Genomic DNA, 17798 nt, shown 5'->3' with positions numbered 1-17798 from the left:
ACTGATTTGATTGAGCTTCCCACTATTCAACTCTCCAGGCCAACAACGGCTCACAGTCCACGGCAGCAGCACCGGCTTCAGTGGCCGCCCAATAGCGACCACTCCACAGAACCGCCACGCACTTCCCCGACTCGTTCTCGAAACTGACGATGTCGCCGCGCTGGGCGAATCGCACATCGACCCTTTCGAAGTAAGTGTCGAGCACTGCCTCGACTGAGCCATGCGTCGAAGCAATCACGCGCTTGGCGCCAATCTCGGTGGTGTACCGCCCCCGGTATTCCTGAGCCGGATCGACACCGCAAATCGCGGCCGCGCAGTCCGCGACAAACAGGCAGCAGTCAAATTCGCCCCACAAAAAAGGCCGCTCGATGGCGGCCTGGATGGTGTCGTGTAGCCTCGTGGGCCAGTCTCGATAGCGCATGACAGTTACTCGTAGGTGAAGGACGGTGCATCTTTCTTGGCACCCCAGAAAATCGGCCATTCGGCCATCTGCGCGACGGCGTAGAAAAAGCGGTCACCATCATGGCGTGCACGGTGGTTCTCATCGGTCCAGCGCTCTGTGCCAATCCGGTTCCACTCGGCCATCCGATCAATGATGGTGACCGTGATCGAGCTGTCGCCCGTCGAGCCGCCGTAGGAAAGCTTGGCGGCGTCCATTCGGCCACTGAAGAGAATGTCGGCGGCGTAGTTCCCGGCTTCGTCGTACACAACGAACATCAAGCGGGCGGACCGGCCTCGACACCCGGCAACCGATGTCTGGGAAAGGATGTAGCTGTCCAGGCCATTCAGCCTCAGATCGATCGAGAGGGAGGAGCCTGATTCAGCGCTTTCACTGGCTGCGCCCACCTCTCCAAAAGTGCCCACGCCGTCATAGGCGTAGCCGTTGATGATCAGTTGGCCGGTACCTGTGTGCGCCCTGACCATGCCGTCCGCGAAATCCAGCTCGCAAGCGAACACCGGCGTGAAGTTGCCGGCAGCAATGATGCTCAGCACTGACGGGGAAAATGGGAAAACGGCAGCCATTAGAAGGCCTCCCGACATTCGATGGAAAGTTCGGACACCACCGGCCGGACCGACAACGTGTAGCTGTCCTCGGTGAGTCGCATGATCGAGTACGGATTTTGATACTCAACAGCAGCGCCAGCAGGCACAGCCGAGCGCAGTCGCCGATTGAGTGGCAACACGGCCGTGCCGCCAGCGGTGGCAACCACATCCTCGACCACCTCATGCATCACCCCGGCGACGGTAATGAAATCCCCCTGGCTAAATACCCGTCGACCACCCTCCAAGCCGGTCAGCGTGATAGTGGACGCCATAGCAGCCCCAGTCTGTACGACCGGTGCCCCGACGTTATCGGTACGCCGGCGTGTAAACGCGGGCAATTTGAACGTGCCGAAGCGCCCCTGCAGGCGCCCCAAGAACGCGGTCACTACCCGCTCACGATCTCGTGTCAACTGGGGTAGCGACAATGAGCACTTCCAGTAAGACCCGGGATATCCCACGATTTGCTGGCTGTTGTTCAGTGAGGAGGTAAAATCGCGGTTGTTGTAGACCATGCCCCAGCTCATCTGCGCCGGGCACACCTCGGCGGGCCATTCGATCGCCATATTCACACCTTAAATTTTCTTGCGAATGGTCTGCATGATCTGGCCATTCCGATTAACGTCCTGGAGGATCGCGGTCATGGTCTGTCGCATACCTTGCTGAACCATGGCTACCGTCTGGGCGCTCACATCGCTACCAATGTTGAAGACCTGCTGAATGTTGGCGCTGCCACCGCCATCCGCCGAGCTGGAGGCAACTTGTGGCGGTAAGTCCCAGCTATCACCAGCAGAGCGCAGATCACCCATCGGCGTGGCCTTACCTTTACGTAGGGCCTCCACTGCAGACACCCCAACAAATCGCTTGATGTCGGCTTGGCTCCAAACAACCTCACCCTTGTGAACGACACCGGCCGGCTCATTGACTCCTCCTGCACCGGTGTACCCTCCCCCCGAAAAACCTTTAATCAGTGCAAAGGCCGCCAGCAACGCAGTACCGCCGACAATCGCGGCCGCACCGAACGAACCGACAGAAGCAACCAATGCCGCAGGAAGCCAAGCCGCCATGGTGGTGCCTGCCGCCGCTACCTGGGCCGATGCGACAGTAGCGGTTGCAGTGAGCGAAGAAGCTGTAGACGCCGCGTCAGTGGCCAGCTTTGCAGTGGTTTTAGTGGCCTCGCCGGCCACGGTAGCTGTGGTTTCGGCTGTAATACCTGCCATTTTCAACGCCTGCACTACAATCCACTTCGCAGCAATGTCGGTCAGCGCGCCAAGAACAGAATTGGCCATGGTTGCCGCCAGGTTGCCAAAGGCATCCCCGACGCTCTCCGTGCCCTTGATGATTCCTTGAAGACTGTCCGATATCGACGACGTGGCATCACCTAGTATCGACTCAGTGGCTGCCCCGGCCTGCTCGCTGAAGTCGGCGGCGATATCAACGTAGTTCTGCCATGCATCCGAAACACCTGCGAGCCAGTCGCCCTGCATCTCGTCCTGTTGCTCGTAGAAGTTGCGCTGATGCTCAAGCCGAAGCTTCAGGGCCTTATCGAGTGCGCCGGTCTCTTTCTGGTAGTTCACTTCCGCATCAGGGTCTTCTGCAAGAAGCGCCTCTTTGTACTCCTTGTACATTTCTCGGCGCTGCTTGTTGTAGTCCTGCTCGATGGCGAGCAACGCCCGGAACCGCTCCCGCGACTTGTCGCCCTGGCCAGCACCAGCAAGCTCCATGTCCAGACCTTCCTTGGCAGTTCGGTTGTCCTCATCGAGGTTGACCTGCAAGGCAGCGAGCTTCTTGGCATCCTGGTCGGCCTTGAGTAGCGCTTTCTTGGCGTCCAACTCAGTCGCCAGCCCCTCAAGCCTATTACCTTGCGCCTCCGAAAGCCCCTTGAGCTTTCCTTGCTCAAGCTCAAAGGCGAGCTTGTCGACCTCAGTGGCATTCTTGCGCTTGTCGGTCGAGGTGTTGATCAGGGCAATCTGGCGCTTGTAGCCTTCCTCGGCCGTGTCGAACTGGCTTTGGAGTTTCTTGGCGGCGGTTTCAGCTGCTTTGGCGGCTTGCTGTTGCGCGGGAGTGAGGGCAGTGAACGTGCCGTCCTGACCCTTTTGCATCTTCTCCCACAGATCAGCTAGTTCTTTAATTTGGTTGGTAGCCCCAGTGGGCTTCTCATTAAACGAGTCCATGAGGTTGCCATAGCCAATGGCAAGCCCGTCCATCTTAGCCGTTGCGCCACTGAGCGTCTTACCCATGGCATCAACGTTCTTGAAGGCGTTATAGATCCTGACCGGCGGCAAGAATCGCTCGTACCACTTGGCGTCCTCTCCGCCGACCATGGCGTTATCAAGATCGGAAAGGGTCTTCAGCCCAATACTCAATAGATGGATTCCCGCCACAGTTCCCACGGCAAACTTACCTAATGCGCGAAGGCTCGCTGCCAAATCGTCAGATACCTGCTTGGCTAAAACTCCATTTATGGTCGTATCACTAAGCCTGGTAGCAAAATTAGCAAGCGTCGGTAGCATCGCGCTTGTTATCTGATTTCCAAGCCCGCTAATAGATTGCTCAACCAACCAGTTGGCGGATTTTAACTCCTGAGCTGCGCGGATCGTCTTATCATCCATGATCGCGCCAGCCGCCTCAGCGGCATCACCAAAGCGCTTGAATCCTTCTGCGTTATTCCGCAAGAGAGGCAAGAGCACAGTAGCATCGTTGGCGATAGCCTCCATGTAGAACGTCATATCTGACTGACTGACCTTCGCCTTCTCCAGGCTGGACACGTAAAGCCCTAGAGCTTGGCTTCCGCTGAGGTTACGGAACTGATCGGCAGTGACGCCCACTTTGGGGGCTATCTGATCGAAGAAGTCCTTCATCGCGCCGCCGCCGGTGTTCAGAAAATCACCGACCTTGTCATTCACATCTTTCAGGATGTCCGCGAGTTTATCTTGCTCTACACCAACGGTCTTTGCTCCAGTCGCTAACTTTTGAAAGTCGGCAGTGCTCACGTTTGCTACCGAGGCTAGCTTGGCTACCTCTGTGGCTGAATTTATAGCTGACACCGTCATTGCGGTGATTGCAGTGATTCCGGTCGCCAGTCCGGCACCAATGGCTGTACCTACGGCCTTGGCACTTTTCTCTACCTGCTTTCTCCACTTCTCCGAGCTGCGTTCGGCTTTATCCATGCCTGCGATGAATCCGCCTACACGGGCAATAACATCAAGAGTCAAAGTACCGAGAGATCTTGACGCCATTATATTCTCCAGAAATTAAAAACCCGCCATCAGGCGGGTTTTGCTTCACTTTAGTATTCGAGACTTCTCTCTATCAAACTCTTCTGAGGTTAAAGCCCCACTGCTTCGCAGCGCTGAGATTCTTTCTAGCTCTTCGTACCTGGAAACTTTGCCCGGCGCATCACTCTGGGCAAGCGGGAGTGGCTTGCTTATGAATGCCCATACCAGACAGATAACCCATACAACTCCAGTCCATCCCAAGAGTAGATTCAACATGAAAATCGCAGTGTAATTCTCATGATGCCGATGAAAGGCAATCATCATGGGGATAAAGTACAAAACAAACGATACAGCCAGAATCAAGATGTAAGTGCCGGTAATAAATTCCATGGCCAGTCCCTTGGGAGAAAGCTGCCAATCTACCACCCTGCCGCCGAATAACGAAAAAAGCTACGTCCAGGAAGCTATCGCTTCCTGCAGAGAAATCGACCTGTCATCCTGGTCATGCGGCGTGAAGTCCTGGATTGTGTAGGGCTCTGGCCGCGTTTTCGGATCTCGCGTCCGGTTGGCCAACATCGTGGCCACCATGGCTACCGAGCGCTCAACCCGCATACCAAGATGCAGAGAGCCGCGGCGTTGCCTGAACTTCACCCAAGACCTGAATTCGCGGAGGCTCAGGTTTTCTTGCGCCTGCGCGATGGTGCAGCCGCCGATGCCGCAGAGGACGAGTTCGTGCCAGATTTCATCAAGCTCGTCGAGTTCGGCGTCTTTCCCAGATCGTTCACCTCATGGATCGCGCAAAGCAGTGCGACCGTTAAGGCGCCGTCGAGAGAGCCGAGGCGCTTGGTGCTTTCCGGGTCCGCTTCCAGCTCGACCGGATCAAGTGGGCCATGAGTGATGTCCATCGGGCTGCTGAACACGGGGTTCCCATGTTCATCGCAGATCGATGCGGCGATCTTTCCGGCAATGCTGTCCGTCTTGCCGCCGAACGCGAGTACATCACTGACCGCAGTCTGGTAACCCAGCGGGCGCACGAACACTGTAGCGGTGAGGTCAGTATCGTTCTGACGCCACTTGATCTCCTTTTCAACTGGGCGCCCAGTGAACGAACCGGCGCCCTTGAGCGCTTCAAGTGTCAGTTTCATGGATTCTCCTTGACTACCCAGTTGAGTTTGCCCGAACGCTGAATGGTGGCAGCGGTGCTCACCGAGGCGTTGCTGGCGAAGTCGAACGGGAAGTCCGCGACGTAGCCGGCGAACAAGCACCAAGTGCGAGTTTTCGGCAGTACGAAGTCATCCCCGTCAGCATCGGCGGTGGGCGCAATTCCCTTGCCGTCAGACCAACCGAGAGCCCACAGGATATCCTCGTCGCTATCGTCCTGGGACAGCTGGAACATGCGCACATGGCTGGCATTGCGCGGGTCAGCCAGGATGGTGGCAGTGGCCTGGCCAGGCGTACGCAGGCCCTTTTTGTACTTGCGATCGGTGTCGGACAGGCAGGTGTCATCGATCTGGTCGGCAGGGGCGCCGCCGGGGTTGAAGGCTGTGAGGCACTCCACTTCCATCACGGTCTTGGGGCCAGATCCGCCATTGGCAGGCGGCAGCAGCGCGTAGAGCTGGGCGCCCTGAGCGTTCATCGACATGGTTTTTCTCCAGTCAGGAATGAAAAAGCCCGCACTGGGCGGGCATCGGGTCTATCTAAATTTCAACGGGAAACCCACCAGTCAACGTCGAAACTGGCGCGGTAACTGGTCGTCTCGGTATCGCGCCCCTCGGCGCCCCAGCGGGTGATGTAGGCCTCCAGCTCAATGGCGTCACGGATCGAGTCACGGACCTTTCGCGCGATGTCACCGGTGGTCGCGTACACGTCGACCTGCAGCGTGACGCTGTCGGCATCCGGGCGGCCCGCCAGGTAGTTCTCAGGGTTGCCGCTGACGATCTGCCAGACGGCATAGGGCTTCGTCACACCCTGTGGCGCCTCACCAAACGAATAGAGCCGCATATCAGTGCCGGTGCCGAGCAGTGCCGTGACGGCAGAGCTCTGCAAGCAGGCCTGCGCAATCGGTGGTGTCATCGGGAAGCTGCCTTCTTCGCTGCGCGCTTGATAGCGCGGTCAATGGATTTTTCGTACTCGGTTACGAAGGTGTTGGTCACCTCGCTGATGCTGTTGGCCAGAGCCGGACGCATGAACGGGGCAGCGGCCATCTTCTCGGTACCGAACTCGAACAGGCGCCAGTGCGGCGTCGGGGCGTTCTGGCTGAGATCACCGCCATCCTTGAGCACGGCGCCGTGTAGCACACCTATCCGGAAGCCGAGGTCACCGGTCTGCTTAAAGAGGCGGCCATTCCAGCGCAACGCGATGTTGTCCGATATCGACCGGCCGGTCGCCTTGTCGTCAATCCGCTCGGCTCCCTCCTTGGCCTTTTGCACCACCACCTGGGCCGCCTTGCGTAGCGCAGCCCGGCCACCCTTGCGCCGAACGTCGTAGCTGACCGACTCCAGCTTCCCCAGCAGGGTATCCAAGCCGGTGATGCTGAACTCGACACCATCAGCCATCCTTCACCCCCTTATCGACCAAGATCGTCAGGTAGTCGAGACCAGACTTAGCGTCGGCTAGTGGCGGGCCAACGATGCTATACACCTCACCCCGGTAAAGGATGCGCATGGTGGGTAGGACGCCAGGCCGGTATCGGATAACCATCCGACTCGTGGCCTGTGCCTGGCCGGCCTGGGCGGCAACGAAGTCCCTGGCCGACAGGTCTTCGACTCTGGCTGGGCACTTCTCCCAGCGAGCGACCCATTCTGGCTCCCCAAACTCCAGGGTCACTGGGTCACGCACCGCTTTCAGCTCCTGAATGTCGATGCGGTGCCGGAGCTTGCCGGCCTGCATCACACACCCATCCGGATGCGGTACGGCATCAGCAGGTGCTGGGACGCGAGTGGCAGTTCTGTGGCGGTGGTCCCTGTGACCACCTCCTCGCGGTTGGCGAACAGGTGGCCCAGCTTGAGCAGGCAGGCTGCTTGAATCGCCGGGTTGAGCACCATGCCGTAGGCGATGGCGTCTGCCTGGTCGTATGCGTCGGCCAGCGCCTGGCGGGCGTGTTCGAGCAGGCGACAGCGCAGGGTGTGATCCTGCTCGGCCTCGGCGGCGGCGACCGCCTCAGCATTCGCCTCCTTGGCTTGCCGCATGGCCGCCTGAACGCCGGCGCGAGCTTCATCGAGCGCCACCTGGTCTAGGTAGAAGCGGCGGTTGAGGAACCCCATCGCCGCATCTTCCGCTGCACCAAGCTGCGCCTCGACCAGCACCTGATCTTCCGGCTCGGCCAGCAGGTGATGCATGGCCAGATCGATGGCGATCACGGGCATGGGTTACTCCTCGGCCTGCGCCGGCTCACCACCGGCGATCAGTCGCTCAGCTTCCGCATTGGCTTCTTCCTGGTTACCGGAGAACTCGCCAACCTGGTTGCCTTCAGCGTCCACCACGATGTACTTGCCAGCGCCCTTGTGCTTAGCCTTGAAGGCGGCGACTGGCGGAGAAATCGGCAAGGCTACCGCCCCCAGGCTGCTGGTGGTCAGCACGCCCGCGCCAGCTGCATCTTCCTGCGAAATGGTCACCACCACCTCGCTTTCCGAGTCGTCCAGCTCTGCATAGCCCTTCTGGATCAACTGGCGTCCGTGCTGCTCGATGGTTTCGAAGGCCGTGCCCTCCACCAGTGTTTGGCCACCCAGGTACAGAGGTTTCAGGGTTTTGAGCTTCATGAATGCCTCCAGGGGCCGCATCTTGTGCGGCCCTCACATTGGGTTACGGAGTGACCGGGGCGGCGAATTCACCGAAGATGAACGCTTCCGGACGCTTGACCGCCAGCGCAGCGCGCTCTTCACAGCGGATCGAGATCAGGTTCTTCTCGAAGTCGTCGGCGTTTTCGGTCGAGATCACCACGTTGGCGTCTTCACGATCGAACAGCTGAGCGCCAGTTTGGAATGCACCGGTCAGGAACTTGCCCAGGAAAGCAGCGACCTCGGTGGCCACCACCGGCAGCCCCCACAGCACAGGACCAGCCAGGCCCAGCGGGTTGGCGAGGATGTAGCGACCCAGCGTGTCCTTGGTCAGCTCGATCTTGGCCCAGTCCATGAAGTGCAGGACATGACCGGAAGCCGGCAAGCGCGCCAGCTGGGCCTGCAACATCGCCAGGCGGAGATCATCGATGCCCGACCGTTTCTCCACTTCGAATGCCGGGACGTATTTCGAGGCCTGAGGGACGATGCCGTGCAGGTGAACGCCAGTGCCGTCACCAAACAGGATCTCCTGCTCCTCGACGTACTTGAGGCCGTATCGCATTTCGACATCGATGGTCGAACCCAACTGGGCGAAATCGTCCAAGATCTGTTTGGAGGCCTTGAACATGTGGGCGATGGTCGAAACTGCAGTGAGTTTCGACGCGAATTCGATGTTGGAGTAGGGCTTGGCGGTGCCCTCGGCCACGACTTTGGCGGCGTTGGTGAAGCCGGTCTGCTGTACCCAGAAGATCGCCGGGGCAGTGGTTCGGCCCGGGGCGATCAGGTCACGGATGAACAGCCGCTGCTTCGGCGCGGTGTCGATACCGGGCAGGCGCTGAGGCTCGACGATGCCGGCCGGAACATCACTGGACAGCAGGGCTGCACTGACTGGAATGTTGACGCGCTTGCCACCCTCGATGCTGGCCGCGAACTGCTTCAGCGCTTCGCTTTTGATCACCACGCCGCCAAGGCTGTCTTGGGCTTGCGGGGTGCCTGGCGAAGGCAGGCGTGCGAACTCCTGTTCGAGCTCGCCCAGCTGGGCTTTCAGCTGCTTCTCGGCCTCGGTCAGGCTGTTGAACTTGGTGGCCATCTCATCGACGGCGGCTTTGGTTTCTTCGGACAGGCTGCCGGCCTTCTTGGCCTCGGCCAGGGCGTTTTCGGCCTGTTTACTGAAATCGCTGGTCGCCTGTTTGAGCTCGGCGGAAACCTGCTTGAGCAGGTCAGCGGTATTGTCTGCCATGGGATTGTCTCCGGTTATTTGAGGGCTGCTGCCGAGAACCGCGACATGGCGGTCTGTAGTTCGGCAAAGTGGGTGGCCAGATCGGCCGGGGGTTCGGCAGCGCTGCGCGTACCGGAGGGGGCAGCGCCTGGCGTACCACCCTTGAGTTCTTGAATGAGGGACCGCCGCTCGGAGCGGGGCATCCCCTGCTTGGCCAGGATCGCGTCCAATCGGCGAGCTGCGACCTGGTGCGGCGCCTTGGCCTGTGGGTCTTCCTGCGCGGCGTCCGATGGGAGAAGGCCGTCAGCGAAGCCCGCTTCTACGGCCCCGCTCCCGCCCATCCACGTCTCGACATCCATGAGGGCGCGCATCGCGGAGACCTCATCGCCGGTTCTGACCGAGTAAATGTCGGCTAGGGTCGCGTCGATCTGGTCGAGGAAGTCGGCGACCTCGGTGAAGTCGTTTCGATCGCCGGCGGCGATGGTCCAGGCGTTGTGGATCATCATGAAGCCGGCGCGGGCGATCTGGATCTCATCGCCTGCCATGGCGATGAACGATGCAGCCGATGCAGCCAGGCCAAGCACCTGGACGGTTACCTTGCCCTTGTGCTCGCGCAGCAGGTTGTAGATCGCCAAGCCTTCGAAAACATCGCCGCCTGGGCTGTTGATCTTCACGGTGATGTCTTTGTCGCCGATGCTGCGAAGTGCGGCACTGACGCGCTTGGCGGTAACGCCCTCACCCGTCCACCAGTCCATGCCGATCGGGTCGTACATGGTGATGGTGGTGGAGTCGTCACCAGCTGCCGCCTTGATCGCTGGATTCCAGCGCTCCATGGCCTTTGGCAGTAGATCGGATTCGACGCGCGCGTGCGGCCGCACCGCCGGCGCTGCCGGTAGTGTCTTGAGAGTCATGGGTTACTCCAGGTCAGGCCGCTTTGAGCAGCGGCATCGATATCAGCGCGTGGGCCATCATTGGGCCGTCCGGGTTTCCGGCTTCCAGAGCCTGGGTCGCCAGCTCTACCGCCTTGTTGATGGCATCCCGGTCATCGTTGTTGCGCGCCGAGACCAGTCGAAGCATGAATGCCGAGGCCGCCGGCGATACGCCTGCGCTGGGCTTCCCGAGTTGATCCAGAGGCACCAACGCAGACTGGACCGTGTAGGTGTCACCGCCCGGGATTGGCGGCAGGTTCTCAAGCCGCCGCACCTCGTTGCGAGACATCCAGCCATTTTGCAGAGCCGTGTTGTACCAGGCCCCGCGGCCGGCGCTGTCCGCGCGCAGCAGACCTTCCACCGCGAACTCGGCGAAGTAGTCGTCGGCATCGGCGTCGCCGATCAGGCAACGAGTGATTTCCTGCTCGATGTTGACCAGTAGCGGCCGCAGGCTGTTGGTGAGGAAGTGAAGGTTTTGCGCCTCAACCGAAGCAGCCCAGCTGGACTGCTTGTCCATGTGACCGACCATGAAGGGCGGCACACGGAACCAACGGCACATTTCCTCGATCCCGAAAGACCTGGACTCCAGCATCTGGGCGGCCTCAGGGTTCATCGTGATGCCCTGGTACTTGAAGCCTGCCTCCGCCACCATGATCTTGCCGGCGTTCTTCGACCCCATGAACGCCTGCATGCTGGCCCGAAGCTGCTCGCGCTGCTGCGGTGTGATCTTGGCGTCGCTGCTCAGGATGCCGGACGCCTGCATGCCCTGTGCGAACACCTTCGCCGCGGCCTCCTCGATCGCCATCGCCGAGCCGAAGATCTCGCGCCCGGTGGTTACCGGAAGCATCCCGCACACCCCGTCCAGGCCAAAGCCGCGGATGTGCATCAGGTTCTTCTCGGGAATGTCGCGATCCACGCCATTCTCGTTGTAGGTGTACTTTAGGCGCCCGTTGTCCTGCCGCTTCACCCTCATGGACTGGGGCAGAAGCGGCACCAGGGCGATGATCCGGCTGCCGATCATCTTCTTCTCGACGAACGCATTGCCTCGAAGGCAGATGCTCGCCACCACCAGCAGCATGAAGCGCTGCGGGGTCATCTCGGCGTTCGGGATGCGGCAAAGCACGCGGAACAGCGGATGGTCTTTGGCGACCTCGCGTGATCCGTCGGGAAGGCGCCGAAAAAGCTTGAGCGGCAGCGTAGAGACGGACTCGGACAGCAGCCTTACGCATGCCCATACCGTGGACAACTGCATGGCCTTGTCTACCGATACGTGCTTTCCAGATGCAGAGCTGCCGAACCATTCTTGCCAAAATGCGCCGTCCTTCAGGCCTATCGGCACCCCGAGCCAGTTTTGCAGCGCAGCCTTCACCCGGCCCGGTTTCTTGTCGGCCATCAGATTCCTACCATGATCGGGTTGTCAAAGAAGCCCTGGAGATCACCAGAGCCTTCCGGGTTCAGCGCCATCAGCGAAACAGCATCGAATGTCGACATCAGCGGATCGATCTTTGCCGAGCCGCTGGCCTGCTTGGTAATCGTGATGGCATTGCCTTGCGGAACGACACGGGCATTACCGACACACCAGTTCATCAGCGCGCTGCCGCAGTGGACCAGTTCGCCCCCAGCCACTTTGCGCTCGGTCGTCTTGATCGCGCCGTTGAGCTTCCAGCCCTGCGAGATGGCCACGATCTGTTCCATGGTGATCCCGCGCTCTCGGGTGGTGAGCTCGTCGACGATGTCGCCGATACCGGCCGAGTCCACACCGATTGCCAGCTTCTCCGGCAGCAGGCCGCGATCCCTGATATCACAGATGATGTCGGCTACCTGCTGGACATCATCACCTGGTCGATCAACGACGGTCAGATCGCCCGCCTTCTCGAAATCCCTCAGCACACTGGCGATATCCATACGCCGCTCGAACACAATGTTGTGCGCCCAGGCGTGAGCCCAATGGAGCCATCGGCGAGTCAAGGGCTCGCGGCCCAGCACTGTCAGGCCGAGCAAGTCGTCAAGACCACCACCGTCGATACCAACCGTAACCACTTCGGAGCGCTGCAGCAGGCTCTCCAGGGTCATGACAGCCTCAGCAGCCGATTCCCAGTGGTCAGCGCCTGCCCAACGGTCTGACCGCAGGTCCAGGCCGATCTCGACGTTGAGGTGCTTCGCTAAGAAGCCGCGTATGGCCCCCTCGCCCTCTGCCTGCGCCTCCTGATACTTCTGCTCGATCACTTCCTGATCGACAGAAAGACCCCAGTTGGGATTGGTCACATGGGCGTTTGCCAGGTCGCGGTGCTCGTTCCGCTCAATCATCTCTTTCGGGAACTCGTAGATCACGGGCAGGAAGCGCCGGTCCTCGATCTCCCCGTCACGCACTTTGCGCGCATAGTCCAGCTTGGCCTTGAAGGCGCCGGCCGGCGGCTCGTCGGACTGAGTGGTGCAGTAGAAAACAAACCCCTCTGGGCGTGACGCCAGGCCGCCGGTGGCCTCGACCAACATCTTCGCCGACTTGGCCTGCTTGCCGAACTCCCAGAGTTCGTCAATGAACACACCAGTCGCTTTCTTGCCAGTGACAGTGGCCGAGTCGGCCGCCACCACCTTCAGGTTTGCCTTGTTCAGGTTGTCGGTGACGATCCGGTTGTATTCCTGCACGTGGAACCTGGCCTGCAGGTCCTCGTCCGCATCGATCATGTCCCGGATCGGCTTGAACGCGTTGTCAGCCGCTTCCTTCGTCGGCGCCAGGATCAGGAACTCGCCAGAGGGCCGGGTGTTCAAGATCAGGGCCGTGAGCATGATGCCCGCGGCGATCGTCGACTTGCCGTTCTTCTTGCTCACCATCAGGAAGTAGTTGGTGATCAGCCTGCGGCCGGCGTCGGCGTCATAAGCGCCGAAGAGCGCGGCCACAACATCAAGCACCCAGCTGCGACAGGTATCCCCCATCAGGGGGCTACCGTCGGCATCAACCATTCGAAGGTTGCAAAACACGTCGAGAGCATCTTCTGCCTGCTCGGGGAAGATGGGCTCCACCGGCACGAGTGCCTGGCCACGAACGATCCTGCTCTCCCAGTCGGGGCACGCGGTAGTCCATTTCTTCATTTGACGGCCTTCAAGTGGCGTTCGCGCAGCCCGAAGCGGTTGCCGCTGGCCCCCACCTTCGCCGCTTCTTCGAGCTTCTGTTCCTTTTTGCCCATGCCGGACTTCTTGCCGTGAAAGTACGGGAGCGCCGACTGGGCGGCGTTGCGCCGATCAAAGATCTTGGCCTGGGGATCGTTCATCAGCGCCAGTAACCAAACGAGCGGATCGTCGGTGTTGGGCAGGTCGACCAGGTCGCCCGACTCGTCACCCGGCGGGCCGTACTCGGCGGCCTCGCGCTCTGGCGCCGGCTTAACATTTCGGGGCGCCTTTAACTTTTCCAGAGCGGCAACAACGTCAGGGTCTTTGGCGAGCCGAGAACCTGCCGCCGAAGCGCTGCCCGCCGCGTAACCTGCGGCTTCCGCCGCTTCGCGATTCGAGGCACCAGCAGCCTTAGACTCGACAAAACGGCGCTTTTTCGATGTTAACGCCATTAACAAAAACCTCTGAAACAGGAAAAAATTTCACGCGTGCGGGGGCAGGTGGTCTGGAAGCGAAAAGCCATGAACTCTCCACCCACCCCTCCCCTAGAATCGGGGAAGTGACGTGCTACAACCAGATGAAGCACGCCATTGACGTGCATCAACCGATCTGGCCGGCGGCCTCCTCGGCTGCCTTCACCACATCGTGACAATGCCGGCACAGGGTCTGCCAGTTGCTTCGGCTCCAGAACAGCTTCATGTCGCCCCTGTGCGGGACGATGTGGTCGACGACAGTACCTGCGGTCACCCGCCCCTCACGCTGGCAGTACACGCACAGCGGGTTGGCCTGGAGCCATTCGGCCCGCGCCACTTGCCACTTGTACCCATAGCCACGCTGTGCAGCTGTACCCTTCGCCGTTCGCCATGACTCCGGGTTGACCGTCGCCAGCCTTGATGGCTGCGCCTGCATCGGTGGCTTGAGGGACGTGAGCCTGGCCATCAGCGGCCACCGTGAACGGGCGTGCCATCCAGGTAGGCCAATGGCACGGCGTCAGGATCTACATCGTCACCGTCAGCCAGCGCTTCGATCAGCGCCAGGTTCTGGGTCGCGATCTGTTCGAGCAGGCTTGTCTGCTTCTGCTGCTGGTCCAGGATCTGCTGGAGTAAAGAGATTGCTTGCTCGTTCACGGGCCACCTTCATCCACTTGTTGATCCATTCGCGCCGGGCGGCGCATCCACTACAGGCCATTGCTCACCTCCTGTACCAGGTCAGCTGGTAGCACCGCGCATCGGCGGGTATCTCGGCGATGGGCCAGCGCAAGCAGCCCATGTACTTTCGCTCTGGCCGGGTGCGGCTCACACGCAGCGTCTGCACCAAATAGGCAGATCCGGCAGCAGTGGTTATGAAATCACTGACTGCAATGCCGTCGGCACCGTCGACATACAGCCTGCATGGTGTATAGGGTTGCTTGGCCATGTTCGATAAGCTCTCTCGCGCAATGAAATCGGCGCATCCGCGGGGACGTCGGAACGACCTTCCGCCCGGATGGTCGTAGCGGAAAGATCTGGAGAAACCGTGATGAAAGAAATCGAAGAGCTTATAGACAGGTGCGTTTTGTTAACCGAGAAGCTTGAAGGCCTACTGGAGGAGCATCCCGTGGCGTCCGGATCAGTTGTTTATCAAACTGCCGTTCGTGTCCTCACCATGCAGGTTAATCAGCTTCAGCAAGATGTAATTACCAAGGCAGCGCGCGGAGTCATCCACGAAAGGGATCAGCTTCAACCGGTCTTCGGTCGAGTGCTTCACTAATCTGGCGGAACGCATGATCAGCGTGCTCGCGCCACGAAACGGCGCATGTCTGATTTGTGGCGCGGCTACTGCGATACCCGGTTCAGCGCCTCATCAGCCTTGTCGGCTGCCTGGGTCGCAGTAGTGGCTGCCTTCGACGCCTTGGTCGCGGCGCTCTCGGCCTTTCTGGTCAGCTCGTCCAGACGCTTGTCACATTCAGCCATTGCGGCGTCGTAGGCCTTCCGGATCTCGTCGACCTGGTGCGACTGAGTGCTGGCCATCGACCAATAAGCAGACTGCCAACCCAGAACTGCACCGCCTGCAATGAGCACCACAGCGATGACCCACACCTCTGCCCGTCGCCACCAGCGTCGAGCGATGAATTCCAAAGCGCATTTGTCCATCAGGCTGTACCTCCAAGCTGTGCACGCAGCCTGGAGATCTCTGCGCTCTGCGTGGTCACCTTCTCAGTGAGCTGGCCCACCTGACACGTGAGCGCTTCAATCTTTCCTTCCATCCGTCCAACTGCTGCTGCCAACTCGTTGCGCTCCTTGGCGAACTGATCGGCGCGGGCCTCGGCCAGCTTTCGGGCCTCTCGCTCGGAATCGAGCAGTTCATTAAGCCGGCGGACAGTGCCGATATCGGCATTGTCCATAGCGCGATCAGCAGCGTCCTTGGACAGGAAGCGGCGCACCCATAGCAATGCGCCCGTGACAACGATGCCACTACCGCCCAGCCAGGTGGCTGTGCCTGGGCCCAGGTCGGTCGGGTCCATTTGCTTGCTCCGTACGTGAGAATTGTGCTCCGGCGTTAAACCGGCCGGATGCTTGCCCCCGGAATCCCTAGGGGTTAAAAGGAATGTTGGCCGATCTGGCTTCGCTAGAAGGAACTAGTAAATGCCCGTCAGTAACATCTATGTGGTCGCTTATCACCTCCATGGAGAAGCTCGCGAATTCATCGTCCGCGCCGAGAGGATGGATAACGCTGAGGCCTGGCACTGGGCTGCCTGCGAAGCCGGCGTTGGAGTCATCCCTAAGTTCACTGCTTCGGATATCAGAAAAGTCTCTCGGCCTGCTGCTGAGCGCTTCGGCATAACTGACGTCCAATGGCGGAGGTCCGGCAACCTATGAAATACCGCATCGACTACAACCTCAAAGGCCATACCAGATTCTGGATATGCGATTGGTCTAGCACGCCGAACGAAGACAATGTGCTGACCGCTCTCCTCCGTCTGCATGCCCCCGCTGACCCCTTGTCTGAGGCGCGCGCGCCGTGCCGCTTATCACATGATGATCTCCGCATTGCGGTCGCAGATTTGGGTATCTCGGATGTACGCATTGAGGGGGATGATTAGCTATGCCGGGGCACCCAGGCCGACGCTGGCAAGTACGCCGGTCACTGCGAGGGCGCCGGTACTTGGCTCGGCCATAGGTGGTGCTCCAGAAACAAAATGACCCGTCGAACTGGCGAGCCCTTGGATACGTGAAAAGATGGCCCCGTGCTATCGTCGAGTTTCCACACAAGACGTTTCACGGAGCGAAAAACGATGAAGGTAACCCTCAAGTGCGCCAAGTGCGGCAGTGACAAGTTCGAGGTTCCGGCTAGGCCGAACAACAACTCGAAGGTCACCTGCGGCAAGTGCGGCGCTGTCGAGACTTACGGAAAGCTCATGAAGGCTGTGGGTGACAAGGTCACGAAAGACCTGGAGCGGCAGCTCGGGAAACTGTTCAAGTGACTTGAGCGTTTCGCCCAGAGGGCGCAGGAAGTCAGCGGCGCCCTCAACCTCAACGTCGAGCTGTAGCTTTTCCATACAGCCTCCAGATACGAAAAAGCCCCGGCAGATACCGAGGCTTGGAATGGGTGCGGAGGGCCGGTGCTTACCCGGCTTGGTGGCCTGGATCGCTGGGTCACATACCCCAGACTCTCATCGCGTAGCCGATCAGGGAGCGCACGGCTTTGATCGAGGCCACTACCGACTTAGCCCAGCTGCCTGAGCGTGTCATCCGCATAAAAAAGCCCGCACAGGGCGGGCAAAGAGGGATCGTGCTTTTTTAAATCTGGTGGCTGTAGAACAGCGAGTACGACTCGATACCGTCGTTGGGCTGCTTAATGCCAGCGTTGGAGTAGTGAATCGCTCGGATGCCAACCTTCTGCGTCTCGCCGATCTTCAAGCCCGCACCGATGCGGTCTTCGAAGTTGAAGGCCGAACCAAAGTCCTGGTCACCTGCGGAGGTACCAGAGAAGACCGCCAGGCCGATGCCAGCCTCAACGAATGGCTTCACGTTACCGTTGCCGAACTCGTAAACGAAAACTGGCGCAAAGGACAGCGAGTGAGCCCCACCTGAAGCATCGCCTGCTTCCCAGTAGGTGTAGCCAGCATCCCAATAACCGGTGAGACGGCCAGTACTGGATTCAAACCAGCTTTTGTCCCAGTTAAAGCCAATGCCGACGCGCGCTGTAAGACCACCTTGGCCTGTCGCGCCAAGCGCTCCGGATAACTCAGCCGCCCCGGCGGACGCAGCGAAAAGGGAAAGCGCCACAACGGCGAGAACGTTTTTCATACTCACGGTCTTCCATATTATTGAGTAGCAACCTATCAGAATCATAGCGCTATCAAATCGTTCCCTCATACAAGAAAAATGCTTTTTCTGGAGGGCTACCTGAATCGAAGCCCCTCAAAAACACAAAACCCCGACACGATGGCCGGGGTTTGTCTGTGTCGCGTAACGTTGCAAGCTGGACACGCTGCTATGAAAACACGTGTTTATCCGCCCGCATA

26 protein-coding genes are annotated in these 17798 nt (G+C 59.8%); 3 read left to right on the top strand and 23 right to left on the bottom strand.

The window, feature by feature from the left end:
* Nucleotides 1-22: 22 nt before the first annotated feature.
* The 20 genes from G1E_RS00245 to G1E_RS27150 all read right to left on the bottom strand — a co-directional run bounded on the left by G1E_RS00245 (nucleotide 23) and on the right by G1E_RS27150 (nucleotide 14707).
* The gene (locus G1E_RS00245; protein WP_009685309.1) at nucleotides 23-421 is read right to left on the bottom strand and encodes a hypothetical protein; all 399 of its coding nucleotides are present in this window, start codon (nucleotides 419-421) and stop codon (nucleotides 23-25) included.
* A 5-nt stretch (nucleotides 422-426) separates the two neighbouring features.
* A complete protein-coding gene (locus tag G1E_RS28560) occupies nucleotides 427-1023 on the bottom strand; it encodes a hypothetical protein (protein ID WP_009685308.1) in 597 nt (198 codons plus the stop codon).
* Entirely contained in the window at nucleotides 1023-1607 is a 585-nt protein-coding gene (locus tag G1E_RS00235; protein WP_009685307.1) for a hypothetical protein, read from the bottom strand. The genes G1E_RS28560 and G1E_RS00235 overlap by 1 nt, the downstream gene beginning before the upstream one ends.
* Before the next feature lie 9 nt (nucleotides 1608-1616).
* Nucleotides 1617-4280, bottom strand: a complete 2664-nt coding sequence (locus G1E_RS00230) for a phage tail tape measure C-terminal domain-containing protein (protein WP_009685306.1) — start codon at nucleotides 4278-4280, stop codon at nucleotides 1617-1619.
* Between the two features lie 45 nt (nucleotides 4281-4325).
* The gene (locus tag G1E_RS00225) at nucleotides 4326-4649 is read right to left on the bottom strand and encodes a superinfection immunity protein (RefSeq protein ID WP_009685305.1); all 324 of its coding nucleotides are present in this window, start codon (nucleotides 4647-4649) and stop codon (nucleotides 4326-4328) included.
* A 284-nt stretch (nucleotides 4650-4933) separates the two neighbouring features.
* Nucleotides 4934-5404, bottom strand: coding sequence for a phage tail assembly chaperone family protein, TAC (locus tag G1E_RS00220; protein WP_009685303.1), 471 nt, complete (start codon nucleotides 5402-5404; stop codon nucleotides 4934-4936).
* The gene (locus G1E_RS00215; RefSeq protein WP_009685302.1) at nucleotides 5401-5901 is read right to left on the bottom strand and encodes a phage tail tube protein; all 501 of its coding nucleotides are present in this window, start codon (nucleotides 5899-5901) and stop codon (nucleotides 5401-5403) included. Before G1E_RS00215 ends, G1E_RS00220 begins: the two co-directional genes overlap by 4 nt.
* A 62-nt stretch (nucleotides 5902-5963) precedes the next feature.
* Complete coding sequence (locus G1E_RS00210) at nucleotides 5964-6332, bottom strand: DUF3168 domain-containing protein (RefSeq protein ID WP_009685301.1); 369 nt, start codon at nucleotides 6330-6332, stop codon at nucleotides 5964-5966.
* Nucleotides 6329-6814: an HK97-gp10 family putative phage morphogenesis protein gene (locus tag G1E_RS00205; RefSeq protein ID WP_009685300.1), complete on the bottom strand. Its 486-nt coding sequence runs from the start codon at nucleotides 6812-6814 to the stop codon at nucleotides 6329-6331. The genes G1E_RS00210 and G1E_RS00205 overlap by 4 nt, the downstream gene beginning before the upstream one ends.
* Nucleotides 6807-7148 (bottom strand): phage head closure protein, encoded by a 342-nt coding sequence (locus tag G1E_RS00200; protein ID WP_009685299.1) that lies wholly within the window; start codon nucleotides 7146-7148, stop codon nucleotides 6807-6809. Before G1E_RS00200 ends, G1E_RS00205 begins: the two co-directional genes overlap by 8 nt.
* Complete coding sequence (locus G1E_RS00195; protein WP_009685298.1) at nucleotides 7148-7624, bottom strand: head-tail connector protein; 477 nt, start codon at nucleotides 7622-7624, stop codon at nucleotides 7148-7150. Before G1E_RS00195 ends, G1E_RS00200 begins: the two co-directional genes overlap by 1 nt.
* A gap of 3 nt (nucleotides 7625-7627) precedes the next feature.
* Complete coding sequence (locus G1E_RS28555) at nucleotides 7628-8017, bottom strand: hypothetical protein (RefSeq protein ID WP_009685297.1); 390 nt, start codon at nucleotides 8015-8017, stop codon at nucleotides 7628-7630.
* Nucleotides 8018-8060: 43 nt separating this feature from the next.
* Nucleotides 8061-9275, bottom strand: a complete 1215-nt coding sequence (locus G1E_RS00185) for a phage major capsid protein (protein WP_009685296.1) — start codon at nucleotides 9273-9275, stop codon at nucleotides 8061-8063.
* A 14-nt stretch (nucleotides 9276-9289) separates the two neighbouring features.
* Nucleotides 9290-10165 (bottom strand): head maturation protease, ClpP-related, encoded by an 876-nt coding sequence (locus G1E_RS00180; protein WP_009685295.1) that lies wholly within the window; start codon nucleotides 10163-10165, stop codon nucleotides 9290-9292.
* Between the two features lie 13 nt (nucleotides 10166-10178).
* The gene (locus G1E_RS00175) at nucleotides 10179-11576 is read right to left on the bottom strand and encodes a phage portal protein (protein WP_009685294.1); all 1398 of its coding nucleotides are present in this window, start codon (nucleotides 11574-11576) and stop codon (nucleotides 10179-10181) included.
* A complete protein-coding gene (locus tag G1E_RS00170) occupies nucleotides 11576-13273 on the bottom strand; it encodes a terminase large subunit (RefSeq protein ID WP_009685293.1) in 1698 nt (565 codons plus the stop codon). Before G1E_RS00170 ends, G1E_RS00175 begins: the two co-directional genes overlap by 1 nt.
* Nucleotides 13270-13743 (bottom strand): terminase small subunit, encoded by a 474-nt coding sequence (locus G1E_RS00165; protein WP_009685292.1) that lies wholly within the window; start codon nucleotides 13741-13743, stop codon nucleotides 13270-13272. The genes G1E_RS00170 and G1E_RS00165 overlap by 4 nt, the downstream gene beginning before the upstream one ends.
* Before the next feature lie 148 nt (nucleotides 13744-13891).
* The gene (locus G1E_RS00160) at nucleotides 13892-14230 is read right to left on the bottom strand and encodes an HNH endonuclease (protein WP_009685291.1); all 339 of its coding nucleotides are present in this window, start codon (nucleotides 14228-14230) and stop codon (nucleotides 13892-13894) included.
* Complete coding sequence (locus G1E_RS00155) at nucleotides 14230-14418, bottom strand: hypothetical protein (RefSeq protein WP_009685290.1); 189 nt, start codon at nucleotides 14416-14418, stop codon at nucleotides 14230-14232. Before G1E_RS00155 ends, G1E_RS00160 begins: the two co-directional genes overlap by 1 nt.
* A gap of 64 nt (nucleotides 14419-14482) precedes the next feature.
* Nucleotides 14483-14707 (bottom strand): hypothetical protein, encoded by a 225-nt coding sequence (locus tag G1E_RS27150; RefSeq protein WP_009685289.1) that lies wholly within the window; start codon nucleotides 14705-14707, stop codon nucleotides 14483-14485.
* A 102-nt stretch (nucleotides 14708-14809) separates the two neighbouring features.
* Between G1E_RS27150 and G1E_RS00150 the strand changes: the two genes are divergently transcribed.
* Nucleotides 14810-15040, top strand: a complete 231-nt coding sequence (locus G1E_RS00150; protein ID WP_009685288.1) for a hypothetical protein — start codon at nucleotides 14810-14812, stop codon at nucleotides 15038-15040.
* Between the two features lie 65 nt (nucleotides 15041-15105).
* On the opposite strand, the gene G1E_RS00145 is transcribed toward G1E_RS00150, so the two are convergent.
* Entirely contained in the window at nucleotides 15106-15423 is a 318-nt protein-coding gene (locus tag G1E_RS00145; RefSeq protein ID WP_009685287.1) for a hypothetical protein, read from the bottom strand.
* On the bottom strand, nucleotides 15423-15794 hold the full coding sequence (locus tag G1E_RS00140) for a chemotaxis protein (protein WP_009685286.1): 372 nt from the start codon (nucleotides 15792-15794) through the stop codon (nucleotides 15423-15425). The genes G1E_RS00145 and G1E_RS00140 overlap by 1 nt, the downstream gene beginning before the upstream one ends.
* Nucleotides 15795-15915: 121 nt before the next feature.
* On the opposite strand from G1E_RS00140, the gene G1E_RS29030 reads away from it, so the two are divergent.
* Both G1E_RS29030 and G1E_RS00130 read left to right on the top strand, forming a co-directional pair.
* Entirely contained in the window at nucleotides 15916-16149 is a 234-nt protein-coding gene (locus G1E_RS29030) for a DUF6555 family protein (protein ID WP_009685285.1), read from the top strand.
* Between the two features lie 416 nt (nucleotides 16150-16565).
* Entirely contained in the window at nucleotides 16566-16754 is a 189-nt protein-coding gene (locus G1E_RS00130; protein ID WP_009685283.1) for a hypothetical protein, read from the top strand.
* Between the two features lie 316 nt (nucleotides 16755-17070).
* Here the strand turns inward: G1E_RS00130 and G1E_RS00125 are convergent, their stop codons facing one another.
* A complete protein-coding gene (locus tag G1E_RS00125) occupies nucleotides 17071-17580 on the bottom strand; it encodes an acyloxyacyl hydrolase (RefSeq protein ID WP_009685282.1) in 510 nt (169 codons plus the stop codon).
* Nucleotides 17581-17798 lie beyond the last annotated feature (218 nt).

Source organism: Pseudomonas sp. TJI-51 (genome assembly GCF_000190455.2).
Taxonomy (GTDB): domain Bacteria; phylum Pseudomonadota; class Gammaproteobacteria; order Pseudomonadales; family Pseudomonadaceae; genus Aquipseudomonas; species Aquipseudomonas juntendi.
The sequence above is the reverse complement of the archived record's forward strand: the minus strand, read 5'-3'. Positions and strand labels throughout refer to the sequence as shown.

Bases quoted from the DNA above. Each gene is read 5' to 3' on its own strand.
- G1E_RS00245 (WP_009685309.1), bottom strand. From the start codon at position 421: ATGCGCTATCGAGACTGGCCCACGAGGCTACACGACACCATCCAGGCC.
- G1E_RS28560 (WP_009685308.1), bottom strand. From the start codon at position 1,023: ATGGCTGCCGTTTTCCCATTTTCCCCGTCAGTGCTGAGCATCATTGCT.
- G1E_RS00235 (WP_009685307.1), bottom strand. From the start codon at position 1,607: ATGGCGATCGAATGGCCCGCCGAGGTGTGCCCGGCGCAGATGAGCTGG.
- G1E_RS00230 (WP_009685306.1), bottom strand. From the start codon at position 4,280: ATGGCGTCAAGATCTCTCGGTACTTTGACTCTTGATGTTATTGCCCGT.
- G1E_RS00225 (WP_009685305.1), bottom strand. From the start codon at position 4,649: ATGGAATTTATTACCGGCACTTACATCTTGATTCTGGCTGTATCGTTT.
- G1E_RS00220 (WP_009685303.1), bottom strand. From the start codon at position 5,404: ATGAAACTGACACTTGAAGCGCTCAAGGGCGCCGGTTCGTTCACTGGG.
- G1E_RS00215 (WP_009685302.1), bottom strand. From the start codon at position 5,901: ATGTCGATGAACGCTCAGGGCGCCCAGCTCTACGCGCTGCTGCCGCCT.
- G1E_RS00210 (WP_009685301.1), bottom strand. From the start codon at position 6,332: ATGACACCACCGATTGCGCAGGCCTGCTTGCAGAGCTCTGCCGTCACG.
- G1E_RS00205 (WP_009685300.1), bottom strand. From the start codon at position 6,814: ATGGCTGATGGTGTCGAGTTCAGCATCACCGGCTTGGATACCCTGCTG.
- G1E_RS00200 (WP_009685299.1), bottom strand. From the start codon at position 7,148: ATGCAGGCCGGCAAGCTCCGGCACCGCATCGACATTCAGGAGCTGAAA.
- G1E_RS00195 (WP_009685298.1), bottom strand. From the start codon at position 7,624: ATGCCCGTGATCGCCATCGATCTGGCCATGCATCACCTGCTGGCCGAG.
- G1E_RS28555 (WP_009685297.1), bottom strand. From the start codon at position 8,017: ATGAAGCTCAAAACCCTGAAACCTCTGTACCTGGGTGGCCAAACACTG.
- G1E_RS00185 (WP_009685296.1), bottom strand. From the start codon at position 9,275: ATGGCAGACAATACCGCTGACCTGCTCAAGCAGGTTTCCGCCGAGCTC.
- G1E_RS00180 (WP_009685295.1), bottom strand. From the start codon at position 10,165: ATGACTCTCAAGACACTACCGGCAGCGCCGGCGGTGCGGCCGCACGCG.
- G1E_RS00175 (WP_009685294.1), bottom strand. From the start codon at position 11,576: ATGGCCGACAAGAAACCGGGCCGGGTGAAGGCTGCGCTGCAAAACTGG.
- G1E_RS00170 (WP_009685293.1), bottom strand. From the start codon at position 13,273: ATGAAGAAATGGACTACCGCGTGCCCCGACTGGGAGAGCAGGATCGTT.
- G1E_RS00165 (WP_009685292.1), bottom strand. From the start codon at position 13,743: ATGGCGTTAACATCGAAAAAGCGCCGTTTTGTCGAGTCTAAGGCTGCT.
- G1E_RS00160 (WP_009685291.1), bottom strand. From the start codon at position 14,230: ATGGCCAGGCTCACGTCCCTCAAGCCACCGATGCAGGCGCAGCCATCA.
- G1E_RS27150 (WP_009685289.1), bottom strand. From the start codon at position 14,707: ATGGCCAAGCAACCCTATACACCATGCAGGCTGTATGTCGACGGTGCC.
- G1E_RS00150 (WP_009685288.1), top strand. From the start codon at position 14,810: ATGAAAGAAATCGAAGAGCTTATAGACAGGTGCGTTTTGTTAACCGAG.
- G1E_RS00145 (WP_009685287.1), bottom strand. From the start codon at position 15,423: ATGGACAAATGCGCTTTGGAATTCATCGCTCGACGCTGGTGGCGACGG.
- G1E_RS00140 (WP_009685286.1), bottom strand. From the start codon at position 15,794: ATGGACCCGACCGACCTGGGCCCAGGCACAGCCACCTGGCTGGGCGGT.
- G1E_RS29030 (WP_009685285.1), top strand. From the start codon at position 15,916: ATGCCCGTCAGTAACATCTATGTGGTCGCTTATCACCTCCATGGAGAA.
- G1E_RS00130 (WP_009685283.1), top strand. From the start codon at position 16,566: ATGAAGGTAACCCTCAAGTGCGCCAAGTGCGGCAGTGACAAGTTCGAG.
- G1E_RS00125 (WP_009685282.1), bottom strand. From the start codon at position 17,580: ATGAAAAACGTTCTCGCCGTTGTGGCGCTTTCCCTTTTCGCTGCGTCC.